Source organism: Streptomyces prunicolor NBRC 13075, assembly GCF_000367365.1.
Taxonomy (GTDB): Bacteria; Actinomycetota; Actinomycetes; order Streptomycetales; family Streptomycetaceae; genus Streptomyces; species Streptomyces prunicolor.
In genome coordinates this window covers 24,405-38,317 of record NZ_BARF01000020.1, presented here as the reverse complement: position 1 = coordinate 38,317, position 13,913 = coordinate 24,405, and the positions used below count along the sequence as shown (strand labels likewise).

13 protein-coding genes and 1 tRNA gene are annotated in these 13,913 nt (G+C 72.1%); 5 read left to right on the top strand and 9 right to left on the bottom strand.

Going from position 1 to position 13,913, the window contains the following annotated elements; genetic code table 11:
* The first annotated feature begins 207 nt into the window (after window positions 1-207).
* Complete coding sequence (locus tag SPR02S_RS09020) at window positions 208-1,554, top strand: M6 family metalloprotease domain-containing protein (protein WP_019056621.1); 1,347 nt, start codon at window positions 208-210, stop codon at window positions 1,552-1,554.
* Between the two features lie 61 nt (window positions 1,555-1,615).
* Here the strand turns inward: SPR02S_RS09020 and SPR02S_RS09015 are convergent.
* The 3 genes from SPR02S_RS09015 to SPR02S_RS09005 all read right to left on the bottom strand — a co-directional run bounded on the left by SPR02S_RS09015 (window position 1,616) and on the right by SPR02S_RS09005 (window position 3,211).
* Window positions 1,616-1,689 (bottom strand) — tRNA-Lys (locus SPR02S_RS09015).
* Window positions 1,680-2,375 (bottom strand): bifunctional DNA primase/polymerase, encoded by a 696-nt coding sequence (locus SPR02S_RS59540; protein ID WP_281169870.1) that lies wholly within the window; start codon window positions 2,373-2,375, stop codon window positions 1,680-1,682. The genes SPR02S_RS09015 and SPR02S_RS59540 overlap by 10 nt, the downstream gene beginning before the upstream one ends.
* Before the next feature lie 464 nt (window positions 2,376-2,839).
* Window positions 2,840-3,211, bottom strand: a complete 372-nt coding sequence (locus SPR02S_RS09005) for a DUF8844 domain-containing protein (RefSeq protein ID WP_019056620.1) — start codon at window positions 3,209-3,211, stop codon at window positions 2,840-2,842.
* A gap of 306 nt (window positions 3,212-3,517) precedes the next feature.
* On the opposite strand from SPR02S_RS09005, the gene SPR02S_RS09000 reads away from it, so the two are divergent.
* On the top strand, window positions 3,518-4,144 hold the full coding sequence (locus SPR02S_RS09000) for an NIPSNAP family protein (protein WP_019056619.1): 627 nt from the start codon (window positions 3,518-3,520) through the stop codon (window positions 4,142-4,144).
* A gap of 15 nt (window positions 4,145-4,159) precedes the next feature.
* On the opposite strand, the gene SPR02S_RS08995 is transcribed toward SPR02S_RS09000, so the two are convergent.
* Genes SPR02S_RS08995 through SPR02S_RS08980 form a run of 4 tightly spaced genes read right to left on the bottom strand, consistent with a single transcriptional unit; the run spans window position 4,160 to window position 9,183 of the window.
* Entirely contained in the window at window positions 4,160-5,500 is a 1,341-nt protein-coding gene (locus SPR02S_RS08995) for an AAA domain-containing protein (protein ID WP_019056618.1), read from the bottom strand.
* A complete protein-coding gene (locus SPR02S_RS08990; RefSeq protein WP_019056617.1) occupies window positions 5,497-7,095 on the bottom strand; it encodes a hypothetical protein in 1,599 nt (532 codons plus the stop codon). The genes SPR02S_RS08995 and SPR02S_RS08990 overlap by 4 nt, the downstream gene beginning before the upstream one ends.
* Window positions 7,086-8,231 (bottom strand): hypothetical protein, encoded by a 1,146-nt coding sequence (locus tag SPR02S_RS08985; RefSeq protein WP_019056616.1) that lies wholly within the window; start codon window positions 8,229-8,231, stop codon window positions 7,086-7,088. Before SPR02S_RS08985 ends, SPR02S_RS08990 begins: the two co-directional genes overlap by 10 nt.
* Entirely contained in the window at window positions 8,182-9,183 is a 1,002-nt protein-coding gene (locus SPR02S_RS08980) for a phosphatase PAP2 family protein (RefSeq protein ID WP_019056615.1), read from the bottom strand. The genes SPR02S_RS08985 and SPR02S_RS08980 overlap by 50 nt, the downstream gene beginning before the upstream one ends.
* Before the next feature lie 208 nt (window positions 9,184-9,391).
* On the opposite strand from SPR02S_RS08980, the gene SPR02S_RS08975 reads away from it, so the two are divergent.
* Window positions 9,392-9,988: a histidine phosphatase family protein gene (locus tag SPR02S_RS08975; protein WP_019056614.1), complete on the top strand. Its 597-nt coding sequence runs from the start codon at window positions 9,392-9,394 to the stop codon at window positions 9,986-9,988.
* A 116-nt stretch (window positions 9,989-10,104) separates the two neighbouring features.
* On the opposite strand, the gene SPR02S_RS08970 is transcribed toward SPR02S_RS08975, so the two are convergent.
* A complete protein-coding gene (locus SPR02S_RS08970; protein WP_019056613.1) occupies window positions 10,105-11,577 on the bottom strand; it encodes an NsdA family TPR-like regulatory protein in 1,473 nt (490 codons plus the stop codon).
* Window positions 11,578-11,848: 271 nt separating this feature from the next.
* Between SPR02S_RS08970 and SPR02S_RS08965 the strand changes: the two genes are divergently transcribed.
* On the top strand, window positions 11,849-12,283 hold the full coding sequence (locus tag SPR02S_RS08965; protein ID WP_019056612.1) for a hypothetical protein: 435 nt from the start codon (window positions 11,849-11,851) through the stop codon (window positions 12,281-12,283).
* Between the two features lie 81 nt (window positions 12,284-12,364).
* Entirely contained in the window at window positions 12,365-13,234 is an 870-nt protein-coding gene (locus tag SPR02S_RS08960; protein WP_019056611.1) for a spermidine synthase, read from the top strand.
* 36 nt (window positions 13,235-13,270) lie between these two features.
* Here SPR02S_RS08960 and SPR02S_RS08955 read toward each other — a convergent pair whose 3' ends face one another.
* Entirely contained in the window at window positions 13,271-13,813 is a 543-nt protein-coding gene (locus SPR02S_RS08955; protein WP_026150357.1) for a hypothetical protein, read from the bottom strand.
* Window positions 13,814-13,913: the final 100 nt, after the last annotated feature.

The following is a 13,913-nucleotide window of genomic DNA, read 5'->3' as shown; positions in this document are numbered from 1 at the left end:
GATCGTTTCCGCCCGCACCTGGGCGGGTTCTTCAAAAGGCCGACCACATGTGACGTTCCGTGAGTGTTTCCGGATGTCGGCCCGGGCGTGTCCCGGCCCTCCGGCGCGGCCCCCTCACCCTTCTGGTGCAGATAAACAGGGCGTACCCCAACAAACCACCACAGGCTGGGTGTCGGTGTCCCGCGAACCCGCTCCCGGAGGTCGAACGTGCCGTGTCAGCTCCCCCTCAAGGGGCTCTCCCGTACGGCGCTCAAGGGGCTCGCCCAGTGGCGGACGCGCCCCGGACTGCGCGGCACCGCGGCCGTGTTCACCACCATGTCCGCACTCGCCGCGACCTCGATCATGTCCAGCCAGTCGGTCGCCGAGCCGTTCTCGACCACGCCCTGCGCCCTCAAGCGCACCGACGCCCACCACTCCGAGGGCCTCGACACCTGGAACACCGCCTACCCGCGCCCCACCCGTGCGCTCGACGCGGTGATGATCTTCCTCTCCTTCCCCGACGCGACCCCGCGCACCACCCCCGCCGAACTGGCCGCCGACCACTTCCCGGCCACCACCCGCTTCTACGAACACGCCTCCTACGGCAGGTTCACGCTCCGCCCGCACCCGCTGCGGAACTGGATCCGCATGCCGCACGCGTCCACGTCGTACGCCATACAGCGCGATTGGAACCCGGTGAACCGGGCCGCCTACCTCCGCGACGCGCTCGCCGCCGCCGACCCCCAGGTCGACTTCTCGCGCTACGACATCGTGTACTTCGTGGCCGATCCGGACGCGCCCGGCGTGGACTCGGACGCGACGAAGGTCGTCAACCTGGACACCCCGCTGCGGGCCGACGGCACGGACGTCCGACGGGTCGTCACGGTCTTCGAGAAGCACCCGCCGGACCGACTGGTCCTCGCCCACGAGACGGGCCACGTTTTCGACCTCCCCGACCTCTATCACCGGCCGGTGGACGGCAAGGGCGACTGGGACACGTACGTCGGCGACTGGGATCTGATGGGCAGTCAATTCGGCCTGTCGCCCGACCTGTTCGCCTGGCACAAGTGGAAGCTGGGCTGGCTGGATCCGCGCCAGGTGGTGTGCGTACGGGGGACCGCGCCGAAACGGCTGACCCTGGAACCGGTGGCGGCCGGGCCCGGTGCGGCGGGCTCGACGGTCTCGGCGGCTTCGGCGGGATCACCGGCGTTCGGGCTCGGCCTGGGGGCCAAACTGGCGGTCGTGCGCACCGGGACCGACAGCGCGCTGGCCTTCGAGGCGCGCAGCCCGGTCGGCAACGACAGCACCGCCTGCAAGCAGGGCATCCTCGTGTACCGGGTGCGCGACGGCGCGGCCTCCGGCAACGGCCCGATCGAGGTCGTCGACGCCCACCCGCGCACCGAGGCCTGCTGGGAGACCTCGGTCTACCCACCCCTCGCCGACGCCCCGGTCTCCCTCGGCGAGAGCTTCACCGTGCCCGGCGACAACGTGAAGGTTGAGGTGGAGGGGCGAACGGCTTCGGGGGCGTGGACGGTGACGATCACGCCGGGGGAGCCGGGTGAGTCGGGAGGCTGATCCCTCCCGCATACCGGACACGTCAAAGGGCCCCTCGCTCTCGCGAGGGGCCCTTCACAGGTGCGCCGCCAGGGACTCGAACCCCGGACCCGCTGATTAAGAGTCAGCTGCTCTAACCAACTGAGCTAGCGGCGCCTGCTGACGTCGTAGACCTTAGCATCCTGATCGGCGGGAGGAAAAATCGATATCCGCACCGTCGCGCGGGCCGCCCGCACGGCCGCCCAGAGCAGGATCTCGGCACCGGGAAGCCAAGGTCGACGGGTGTCCGGAGCGACCAGCCAGCGTGAGTCGAACGGCGCCGACGAGGCCGTGCCGACCAGCGCCGGGACGGTCACTGCGTCGCCCTTGCCGTGACACAGCAACGGCGGGACGGACCCCGTACGGCTGTGCTCCCCGGAGTGCGTGCCCCACTCCTCCCAGCCCAGCAGTGAGGGCAGCCGTTGTGCGGTGCCGGGTCCGGCGAACAGGAGCATCCGCCCCCGATACGTCGCGACCGGTCCCGAGCCCGGGCCCTCCTCCCACAAACGGTCGACCATACGGCGCCCGAAGACCGCCGGGGCGCTCACCACGTCGAAGGCGGAGCCGCAGGGCAGGACGACCGGGGCGTCCGGCCGTTCCTTCCAGAGGGCGAGGGTGCTGCGCGGATACGTTCCTGCCGAGGCGAGCCAGGCGGCACCGTCCGAGGTGACGCCCGAGATGTCGAAGCGGTCGGCGAAGGGCTCATCCTGTGTGCGGCTCATGTCCCCTAGGTCTACCGGCCGTGAGCGTCCGCTAGCTAAGGGTTGCCAGAAATCGGGACAGGAGGGGGCGGGAGGGAGTATCTTGCCCGACCGGCATATGCCAGACGCTTCTTCTGGTGCCGGGTGGGAGGCCGGGGGGGGGTGTGGAGGGGGCTGTGGGGGTGGTGGGTGTTGTGGGTGCGGTGGGGGCCGCGGGAATTGTGGGCGTCGCGGGAGCCGTGTGAGTCACGGGTGTCGCGAGTTTGGCGGGTGTTGGGGGAGCCGTGGACGCCGTAGGTGTCGCGAGCGTTGGGGGTGCCGCGAGCCGTTGCGGGCGCTGAAGGCGCCGAGGGTGTTGTGGGCGTCGCGGGAGCCGCGAGCCGTTGGAGGCGCTGCGGATGTTGTGGGCGCCGCAGGTGTCGCGAGCGATGCGGGTGCCACGGGTGCCGCGAACGCTGCGGGCATTGCGGGTGCCGCAGGAGTCGCAGGCCCCGGGCCCGGTCCGGCCCTGGTCAGCCCCCCCCGGTTCACCCCCCGGGTCCGTCCCCTCGGTCCGCCCTCCCGGTTCACACCGGGTCGGCGCCCCCGCTGTCCCTGCCCTCCGTGCCGCGCAGCAGGTCCCGCCCGAACTCGACCATCTTCTTCGCGTAGTCCTCGGTCCACTCGGCCCGCTCGGCGATGTCCGCCGGCGTCAGCCGGTCGAAGCGGCGCGGATCGGCGAGCTGTGCCGCCGCGATCGCCTGGAACTCCACCGCGCGGTCGGTCGCGGCGCGGAACGCGTGGGTCAGCTCCGTCGCGCGGGCCAGCAGCGCGCGAGGGTCGTCTATCGACTCCAGGTCGAAGAAGTGCTCCGGGTCCTCGGCCGCCTGCGCGGGCTCGAAGAGCAGGGGTGCGGGGCGTAGCCGCGATTCGTTGCGACGCGGCGTGTGCTCCGCCATGTCTTCTCCTCCTCGTACGTCACGGATGACCCGCCTCACGAGCCGGACCACCGTCCATTGTCCCCCGGCCGCGCAAGGGGCCCCGGGCATACCCCCGAGGCACGGGATCCCGCGCCATGTGAGGGGTTTCCCAGTGGTCCGGCACTGTATTCATCGGCTGCCGCTCGCATGGCGCGGGCGTCGGCCGGATTGCTTCCCGGCTGTCGTATGTTGGGTGATCCCGCGCGGTTGTGCCGCAGCGGGACCACACATCGGGAGAACGGCGGGACAGTGAGGACAGCGCCCATCACCTCTGCGGACGTCTCCGTGGAACAGCGAGCGGTCCGGTACGAGTGGACAACGGTCACCAGCGCGCTCATGGACGGCACACGCGTCGCCGAAGCCGTGCGCGTGTGGGCGGAGAACGCGGGCGATGGCGGACGCTGGCTCGGCGGGTGGACATCGGAGAACGGCGAACTCGGACGTGTCTGGGTGCTGCGATCGTTCCCGGACGAGGAAACCCTCCTCGCCGCCCGGCACGCCATGCGGCTGGGTGGGCACCCGCTCTCCGGGACGGCCGAGGTCACCGGCATCGACGTGGCGAGCTTCGCGGGGCTGCCGATGATGCCGAAGGTGGAGGTGGGAACGCTCGGGCCGGCGTACGAGATCCGTGATTACACGCTCGTTCCCGGCGGTCTGCCAGGAACGATCCAGGGCTGGCGCCGAGCGCTTCCGGAGCGCGACCCGATCGACCCGGTCACGGTCGTGATGTACGCGCTCGACGGCCCCGAACGCATCGTGCACGTGTGGCCCTTCCAGAGTCTCGACGAACGCGTCCGCATCCGGCGGGAGCTCTACGCCGCGGGCACCTGGCCGCCACCCGGCGGCCCTGAACGCATCGCTCACGCGACCTCGACGATCGCTTGGCCCGTCCCGGGTTCGCCACTGTCCTGACGGTGCTCCGGCGCGCTACGGCCGCCACACCACCCGGTGCTCCGCCAGATGCGCCAGCACCGCGTGGTTCGCCTCCCAGCCGTCGGGAAACTTCACCGTCACCCCCAACTGCACCGGCTCCGTCGACGGGTGGTCGTCGAGGAGGTCGGTGACGCCCGCCCGGCAGACCACGATGCACGCGTGCCGGTGGCGGGAGGCGAGGACGCAGAGGCGGCCCGTCTCCAGGTGGAAGGCGGTGGCGTCGGGGCGGCCGGAGAGGGGATGGAGGACCACCGTGACGTCGAACTCCCGGCCCTGGAGCCGGTTCGCCGTGTCCACGGTGACGTCCGTGACGCCCAACTCGCCCAGCGCAGCGCGGATCGCCGCCGCCTGGTCCCGGTGCGCGGTGCCGACCGCGATCCGGTCGGCGGTCAGGGGAGTGGGGTCGGGTGAGCGTTCCGACGTGGCCGCGCCGTCCCGGTCCAGCAGGCGTCGTACGACCGTCGCCACCGCCCGTACCGCCTCCGGGTCCGTGCGGGGCGTATGGCGTGCGGGCAGTTCCAGCAGGCCCCAACCCGACTCCGCGGCCTCGTCGATCACCCGGTCCGGGCCCGAACCGTCCGACGGGACACCGAAGTTGAGCCGCCGGTCACCGTGGCCCGTGCCGCTGCGGAAGCGGGTGTACGGGTAGAACGCGTCCGAGACCAGCGGGGCCGCCGACGCCGGGAGCCGCCACGACACCGGCAGTCGGTGCTGCGGCAGTTCGGGGTTGTGGGCGAGCAGGGTCGTCACCGCCGAGGACGAGGGGTCGTACGACAGGCCCGCCCACTGCTCCGCGCCGACGATCGCGAACGGGTCCAACTGCCCCGGGTCGCCCACGAACAGCGCCCGCTCGAACAGCCCGGCCACGGCCAGCAGCGAGTCCGAACGCATCTGGTACGCCTCGTCGACGATCGCGTGCCGCCACGGCTCGTCCACCTTCACGTGCGCCCACTTGGCCGCCGTCGAGATGACGACCGGAAGGCCCGCGAGCTCGCCCGCCTTCGCCGACTTCCGTACGTTCGGCAGGTCGTCCAGTGCCTTGTCGTACGGGTCGGCGTCACTGCTGTGGAGGCGGCCGACCGGCAGCTCGCCGTTCTTCTCGGCGAGCCGGACGACCAGGTCGTCGACCTGGGCGTTGGTCTGCGCGACCACCATCAACGGGCGCCCCGCGTCGGCCAGTTCGAGCGCCGCGCGGACGACGAGCGTGGACTTGCCGGCACCGGGCGGGGAGTCGACGACGACACCGCGCGCGGTGCCGTGCAGGGTGTCGCGGAGGATCGCGTCGGTCGCGCGGCCGGCCTCGGCACCGGGGTCGAAGACGATGTCGGCGCTCACAGGACGTCCTCCTCGGTCACCGGGTCGGCGGACTCCTGTACGGCGCTCTCCTCACCCGGCGGGCCTCCGTGCGTCCACGGTGTCTCCTCCTGGTCGGGTAGTTTCGCGCCGCCCCGCTGCTCGTGCTCGAACAGCGTGAAGCAGATCCGGTCACCCTTCTCCGGCAAGGAACCGGTCTCCGGCTCCTTGCCGCGCCCCATCTTGTCGACCACCCGGAGGACGATGAGGGCGCCGTCCTCCTCGTGGCCCACGAACTCCGCGGACTGCGGCTTCCCGCCGAGCGACCGGAACACCTTCACCCGCTCCCCGAGATGCGGCCGGTCGTCCGTGCGCACGGTCACCAGGGGGCGCGGGCGAGGGCTCTTGCCCTCGCTGTACGCCATGACGACATCGATGACCTCGCCCGCGAAGGCCTCCCCGGCGAGCCGCCGCCCGGCCATCACCAGCGGGTCGTCCAGGGCCTCCTGGGCATCCAGCCGGGCCTGTTCACGTTCGCGCGTGGCCAGCTTGTTGGCCGCGGTGACCGCGTCGTCGCGGCGCGGCTGCGGGGGCTCACCGGCGACGATCCGGTCCCGGTGGCCGGTGAACGACCAGCGGTCCCGGGTCCACCGGTCGACGGCGTGCGCGCCCTCCGGCAGCGCCCGCAACAGGTCGAGCCCGTGCCACACCGCCTCCCAGGTGGGGCGGGTGACGCTCTCGACGAGGGACCTGATCTCCCGCTCGGCGGCGGTGAGTTCACCGAGCCGGTCATCGGCCTCCAGACCGTCCTCGGCGGCGGCGAGGGCGGTACGCGCGCGGTCGTAGCGCTCGATGGCCGGGGCGAGCAGCTTGTTGTCGAAGGCCGGGTCGGTGGCCGGGCCGGCCGGCGGGCACACCAACTGGCCCCGCGCGTCCCGCCGTAGCTCCGCGTCGAGCGCTGCCTCGGCGCCGGAGACACCGTCCGGCGGGTCGATCCACGCGAGCAGCGCCGCCAAGTGCTGGTCCTCCAGGCTGGATTGGCCGGTGGCCCAGTGCCGGCCGAGCACCTCGGTGAGCGCGAGGAGCAGCGCGGAACCGGGCACGCGGGCCCGCTCCCCGAAGTGGGTCAGCCACCGCCCGAGCAACGGCACGCGCGGGGGCGCCGGGTGCGGGGTCTCCGGGTCCTGCTCGGCGGTCCGGCGGAACCGCATCGAACGGCCGAGCAGCCGTACCAACTCGATGCCCGCGCGGCTCGGCACGATCAACTGCGGGGCGTCCGCGCACAGTTCGACCTCGACCTTGACCCGCTTGCCGGTCTCCGGGTCCGTCTCGTTGCGCTCTGCGGCCTCCACGTCGTCCGCGAACGTGTCGATGTACGGCAGGACCACATCCGCGAGTTCGGCCAGGAACGCGAACCTGAGGTCCCGGTCGCGCGGCTGCGGTACGACCAGGAGGCGGGGCGCGTCCCGGTCCGTGCCGACGAGGGCGCCGAGGGGTGCCCCGGCCTCACCGGCGGTGGTGAGCGGCACGAGGACGAGGGGGCGCTCGGAGAGGTGCCGGTGGCGGACGGTGGCGGTGGGCTGGGCGCGGCCGCTGTGAACGGCCTCCAGGCGGGCGAGAGTTGAGATCAGAGACACGGGGCCTCCTCCGGCCGTGGGGCAGCCGCGCTTTCCAGGGCCTCGGCCCGCAGCTCGGCGGCTCTGCGCAGGGCCGCCACCGCCGGGTCGTCAGGGTCGCCGGACTCGCCGTGGGCCGCCGACAGGACCTCGTCGACCGTCGTCAGGTCGCCCAACTCGGCGCGCAGGGAGCGGCCGAGGGAGGTGACCGCGCCGGACGCGCGGGAGTGGTCGCGGCAGTGGAAGGCCAGTTCGCAGGCGGCCAGGCACTCGGGGGCGTAGGCCGCCGGGACCGACTCGACGGCGGCGGTCAGCTCGGCGGTGGGGCGGTCGGGGGCGAAGCAGGTGCCCTCGGGGAGGGTGTCGGCGATGTCCTCGATGCGGGTGAGACGGGCCAACTGGCGGCCGGTGACCGCGCGTTGCTTGCGGACATCGACGGCGGACGCGGTGGGGAGGTTCGAGAAGTCCTTCGGGCAGACCAGGAGGACGCGGTGCCGGACCCGGGGAGCGGGATCCAGCTTGGCCGCGACCTCTTCCAGGGCCAGCACGTACACCGCCGACTGGCGGGCCGCCGCGCCGACCTTCGCCGGGTCCGCCGAACCGTCCAGCATCGGGAAGGACTTGATCTCCACGACCGTCCAACTGCCGTCCGGGTGCACGACGACCGCGTCCGGCTCCAGGAACGCGGGCGAACCCGCCACGTCGAGGGCGAGCATCGGGTGGTCGAGCAGGGTCCAGGCGGCGGCCTCGGTGGCCTCGCGCAGCGCGAGCGCCGTACGGGCCGCGCGTCCCTCGGGGCCGATCGCGTCCAGCTTGGGCACCCGCGCGCGGGTCGGCGGCTCGGCGCCCGCGTCCAGCTTCTCGTGCACCAGTCGCAGCAGCTCCGCGCCGCCGTCCGCCTTGACCCGGGCCTCGAAGGCGTTGCCCCGCATGAAGGCGAACTGGGACTGCCCGAAGGCCGACGGCGAGCCGAGCGCGTCGGCCAGCACCGCCTTGTTCACCCCCGCGCCGTCCAGGATCGCCCGTCGCTTGCAGCCCGGGTTCGCCGCCAATGCCGCGAGGGCGCGCGCGTCCAGCGCCTTGGCCGGGACGTCAGGGCCGCGCAGCTCAGCGAGCCGGTGCCGGAGCGCCGTCCCCCGCGTCCGTGGGGGAGGCACCCGGCTCGGCTCCGGTACCGAGCTGTGACTCGCGCTGCCGTGGAATTCGCTCACCCGGCGAAGTCTGGCATCCGCCACTGACAATTGAGGTTTCTGAGCCATGAGAGGCGTCACGAGAAGCATCAGGGGAAGCGTCGAGAGAGGAGTCACGCGACCGCGCCGCGACCAGCGATCCACGCCCCTCGAACCGCACCCTGAGCCGGTCCGCCGCCTTCATCACCTGCGGCGCCAGCAGGAACCCGAGCCCCATCACGACCACGCCCGCGACCGCGTCGAGGAGGTAGTGGTTCGCGGTGCCCATAACCACGATCGCCGTGAGCAGCGGATAGGCGACCCCGACGACCTTGGTCAGCCGGGTCCCGCCGTGGCGCCAGAGCATCACACCGCACCACAGCGCCCAGCCGCAGTGCAGGCTCGGCATCGCCGCGTACTGGTTCGTCATGCCGCCCAGCCCGCGCGGCGCGCTCGCGTCGCCGCCCCACCAGCCGTACGAGCTGTACTGGGCCATCGTGTCCACGAAGCCGTAGCCGGGGGAGAGCAGCCGGGGCGGGCAGGTCGGGAGCAGGGTGAAGCCGATCAGGCCGATGAACGTGGACGTCATCAGCCAGGTGCGGGCCGCGCGGTAGACCTGCGCGCGTGACCTGAACAGCCAGATCAGGATCGCGGGCGTGATCAGGTAGTGCAGCGACGCGTACCAGAAGTCGGCCGGGATGCCGAGCCAGGCCTCGCGCGTGAAGAGGCGGTTGAGCGGGTGCTCGGCGTTGATGTGCAGGACCTTCTCGATCCGCAGGATCGCCAGCCCGTGGTCCACGGCGCTGGCTGTGTCGCCCCTGGCCAGCAGGCGGCCCGCCGAGTACGAGGCGTACACCAGGAGGATCAGCGGCAGCTCGGTCCACCAGCGCAGCCGGCTTCGCCGGTCCGCCTCGATGCCTGGTGTCTCGGTCTGCGGCATCCGATCGCCCTCCCCCTTCTGTTCTGTGCGCTGCCCCGTGGTCCGGCTTCCCAGTAGCCCGGTCGGGACACTTTACGGCGTATGTGCGCGCCCTGTTTCCGGCGCCCCCGGACCTCAAAGACGCAGAGATCGCCCCCCGGGTTGCCCTTCTCCAGGGTGCGCGATGATGGAGTGACCCGCCTCTCGTTTTCTCCCGGAAGGGTCCCCCATGGCACCGCGCATCCTGCTGGCCCGGCACGGACAGACCGAATGGTCACTGTCCGGGAAGCACACCGGCAGGACCGACGTCCCGCTCCTCGAAGAGGGCCGACGCGGCGCCAAGGTGCTCGGCGAGCGACTGCACCGGACCCCCTTCGACGGCCTCCCCGGAGCGGAGGTCCGCACCAGCCCCCTGGCACGCGCGCGTGAGACCTGCGAACTGGCCGGCTTCGGCGACCGCGCGACCCCCTGGGACACCCTCATGGAGTGGGACTACGGCGCCTACGAGGGCATGACACCGGAGGAGATCCGTTCCGCACGCCCCGACTGGCTGATCTGGCGCGACGGCGTCCCCGAAGGGGAGACCCTCGCCGAGATCACCGCCCGCGCGGACGAGGTCGTCACCTGGGCCCGGTCCGAGGACCGCGACGTCCTGGTCTTCGCCCACGGCCACATCCTCCGCTCGATCGGCGCGCGCTGGCTCGGCCTACCGATCGACTTCGCGGCGCGGATACGCCTCAACCCGACGTCCCTGTCGATCCTGGGCTGGGCCTACGGCGACCCGGCGATCGAGAGCTGGAACGACCTGGGCCATCTAGCGGCCTAGGCGTTAAGCGCCCTGTTTTTAGGGGCGCGGGGCTGTGTCTATTTGCGGCTCCGCCGCGTGGGCGCGACCAGCCCCCACCGGCCCGCAGACGAATGACAACGCATCCTCCGTAGCAACTAAGCCGCAGTACGAGGCAGCCCTGAGTGCCTATCCAGAAACGTAGACACCCCTGATGCCCGCCGGTGAGGCAACAGCACCCGCGCAGTCCCGGCCAACATCGTCTGAATCCGCGACGACTGCACCAGGTCCAAGAGGTCCAGCACTCGCATCCCGGCTGTCGCCGCCTCGTCCGGCCGCCCGCCGCGCGCCAGGTCATCCGCGAGCTCAGCCATGTACAGCGCGATGTTCCGAGTGAAATGCGGATCCTGGAGATGCGCCGCACGCCGCGCATGCCGCGCCGCCCGAGGCCAGTCCCCCAGCGTCGACCAGCACTGCGCCTTAAGCCCCTCCAACTCGGCCTCTCCGTAGAAGCTCATCCACTCGGGGTCGGCGTCCGAGTGCCCCCGCTCGAAGAGCGCCTGCGCACGCGCCAGCGCCTGCTCGCAGCCGGTGCGATCGGCGAGCCCCGCCCAGCCGCCCGCCTCGCGCAGCGCGAGCAGCGACATCAGGCGGGCGGAACCCAGCGGGCGTCCGACGCGCTGCGCGGCCTGCGCGGCGCGCACCGCTTCCCGTGGCCGCCCGGCGTCCCGCGCGAGGAACGCCGTATTGCAGAAGGCGTGTGCCTCAAGGCCGGCGTCGCCGGTCAGCCGGGCGGTCGCGAGTGCCTCCGCGTAGTGCGAGCGGGCGTCGTCGAAACGGCCGGAGTCGTGGGCCAACCAGCCCACCGAGATGGCGAGTTCACCCGCTCCGGAGTGCAGTCTCTCGGCGACCGACTGCCGGGTGGTGCCCGCGTCGAGCAGGGCGTAGGCGGCGCGCAGCGGGGCCGCCGCGCGCCGGTAGAGGCCGTCGGCGCCGTGCCGGTCGTCGAGCAGCCGGATTCTGCGGACGGCCTCTTCCAGGGCGCCCGCCTCGCTCGTGCCGGGGCGACGGACGGAACGTTCCGTTGCCACGGCGTCCAGGGTGAGCCCCAAGGGGCCCAGCGTGCCGGCGGCCACCGTGACGGTGCCGCCCCTCATGAATGCGCGACGCAGCACGTCGCTCTCCTCGTGGTTCTCGTGGTTCTGGTGCGTGTCGTACGGGTCCTGCGTGTCATACGGCTCGTACACCTCCGGCGTCTCACCCGCCCTGGCCGTCTCATCCGTGGTGAGGGCCGGGCTTGTGAGGTGCGCGGGGGGCGTGTCCTCGGCTGTGCGCGCCCCGCGTCCGCGTACGGACGAGCGGGGCGCGAAGCCGAGGTCGACGAGCGTGCGGCCGGGGAACATGTGCAGGAACACCCGTTCGTACGCGTAGTTGGGACAACGGATCTCACCGGCCTCGACGCGGCCTACGTAGCGCGCGTCGCAGCTGACCCGCTCGCCGATCTCCCGCGCGGACCGGCGTACGGCCGCGGCGAACTCCGCCGGTGAGCGCGGTCCGCGCAGCCGCCGGAAGGCGAGGTTGGGTCTCGGTGGTCGGGGGAGCGGGGACGGGGTCACCATTGACGACGCCATGGCCGGGTCCTCTCGTGCGAACCGTCGAACCATGCCGGATTCAGGGTGACTTGTTGAGTGACGCCCTGTTTCCAGCGGGCAAGAACGTACCTGCTGTGCACGACCCGCCACACAGGGTTTGGCTACAAACCGGATATCTCATCCGGGATCTGCCATGAACTGCCATCCTTTGCGGCTGACTTGTGCCGTAGCCGTTGACGCTTCAACGCGTTGAACTCCATGGACCCGGGAGCCACCCGACTCCCGACCCGCTCGTCCAAGGAGGGGTTCCGTGGTGCAGACCGGGATGGAGACCAGTCAGAGCGTCGATCCTCGAATGCCGAGCGCGGAGTGCAGTGCGCCACCGTTCGTGGACCCGGCCTGTGATCTGGTGACGGTGCCGACGCGGCAGGGCCTGGAGGCGGTCGACATCCTGCGGCGCGGCGCGTGCGACGGGGTCGGGCCCGTCCTGCACGACGACGGCGACGACACCCTCGGCTTCCTGGTACCGCCGGGCACGGCGGCGGCGTGGGACCTGCCGGGCAGTACGTGTACGGAGACGAACGGCCGGGGGCTGCGTCTCGCCCCTGACCCCGAGCCGCCTGTCGAGGGCTCCGACTGGCTGCTGCCACCGGGCGACGCCGACCTGGCGACCGACCCGGAGGTCCTGCGGGCCGCGCTGGGTGAGGCGGCTCGGTTGATCGAGGCGGCGGACGGCTGTACCTGACCGCTCCTCGCCCTTGCCCGCCCGCACACCCCCGTCGATGCCGGGCGCGCCGTACCGCCCGGGCCCCCCGATAATGGGCCAATGGGAAAGTCCAGGAACATCCGGCGCGGTGCCGGTACCCCCGAAGCCGTCGTCGAACCCGTCGACGGTGGGCTCGCCGAGCTCATACCCGACCGGGAACGCGCGCGTGCCTGGACCTTGCTGATCGATGGGGCGCCGCAGTCGTACGTCGATCTCGACGACCCGGCGTATCTGTCCTTCGAGTACCAGCGCCGCCTCGGGCACGTCATCGACCTCGTCGCGCCGGCCGGGAAGCCCATCCACGTCGTGCACCTCGGCGGTGGTGCCCTCACGCTCGCCCGGTATGTCGCCGCGACCCGGCCCCGATCGACCCAGCAGGTCGTCGAGTTCGACGCGGCGCTCGTCCAACTGGTCCGGCGGGAGCTGCCGTTGGACCCGAACGCGCGGATCCGGGTGCGGTCGACCGACGCCCGCGCGGGTCTCGCGAAGGTGCCCGAGGGGTGGGCCGATCTCGTCGTGGCGGATGTGTTCAGTGGGGCTCGTACGCCCGCCCACCTCACCTCCACCGAGTTTCTCGACGAGGTGCGCCGGGCCCTCAAACCCGGTGGGTTCTACGCCGCCAACCTCGCCGACGGAGCCCCGCTCGCCCACCTGCGCGGCCAAATCGCCACCGTGGCCGCCCGGTTCGCGGAACGCGCGCTGATCGCCGACCCGACCGTGCTGCGCGGCAAGCGGTTCGGCAACGCGGTGCTCGTCGCCTCCGACCACCCGCTGCCGCTCGCCGAGTTGACCCGGCGCGCCGCCTCCGACCCGCACCCCGGCCGGCTCCAACACGGCCGCGAACTCACCGACTTCACCGGCGGAGCCGTACCCGTGACGGACGCCGCGGCGGTCGCCTCACCGGCACCGCCCCCGTCCGTGTTCCGCTAGCCGAAGCAACGCACCCCAGCAACGCACCCGGGAAACTCAGTAGTTACCGACATCCACCCGCGGCGCCCCGTCGTGCCACGTGCAGATCACCGACACCTTGCCCGTGCCCTTGGTGAACTCCACCCGGAGCCACGAGGGCGTCTTCCACACCTGCATCGCCCAGCCCGTACCCGGAGTCGCCGACACGAGCGTCACATAGGCCGGTGAGGTGTCGAGTTCGAGCACCACCCGCCCGCCGTCCGTGGCGTAGCTCTTGACCTGGCCGGAGGGGGAGGCAGTGGGGGACGGGCTCGCCGTCGTCGTCTTCGTGGGGGTCGGGCCGGGGGTGCGGGTCGGGGTCGGGGTGCTCGTCGGGCTCGGCGAGGACTCGGCGCGAACCGGTGCCGAGGCCGGTGGCTGAGCCGCCTGCGCGGTCGCGCCGGCCGCCGTGATGGGCAGGGCGCGCGGCGGGTCGTAGGCCGTGCCCGTCATGACCGTGTGGACGCCCCACCAGGACAGCGTGACGGCCGCGCCGGTGGCGAGCGACCAGGCCAGCACGTGTACGAATCCGTTGACGAGTCCTCTGGGCATCGTGGGCATCGCCGCCATACTGCCTCACGCGCCCCACAGGTGTCCCGTCGGTCCCGCACCGCTTGTCCACAGACGGGGAGTTGTCCACAGGCCCGGATGCGGGTCGCCC

Bases quoted from the DNA above. Each gene is read 5' to 3' on its own strand.
- SPR02S_RS09005 (WP_019056620.1), bottom strand. From the start codon at position 3,211: ATGGCGGAGCACACGCCGCGTCGCAACGAATCGCGGCTACGCCCCGCA.
- SPR02S_RS08980 (WP_019056615.1), bottom strand. From the start codon at position 9,183: ATGCCGCAGACCGAGACACCAGGCATCGAGGCGGACCGGCGAAGCCGG.
- SPR02S_RS08975 (WP_019056614.1), top strand. From the start codon at position 9,392: ATGGCACCGCGCATCCTGCTGGCCCGGCACGGACAGACCGAATGGTCA.
- SPR02S_RS08970 (WP_019056613.1), bottom strand. From the start codon at position 11,577: ATGGCGTCGTCAATGGTGACCCCGTCCCCGCTCCCCCGACCACCGAGA.
- SPR02S_RS08960 (WP_019056611.1), top strand. From the start codon at position 12,365: ATGGGAAAGTCCAGGAACATCCGGCGCGGTGCCGGTACCCCCGAAGCC.
- SPR02S_RS08955 (WP_026150357.1), bottom strand. From the start codon at position 13,813: ATGCCCACGATGCCCAGAGGACTCGTCAACGGATTCGTACACGTGCTG.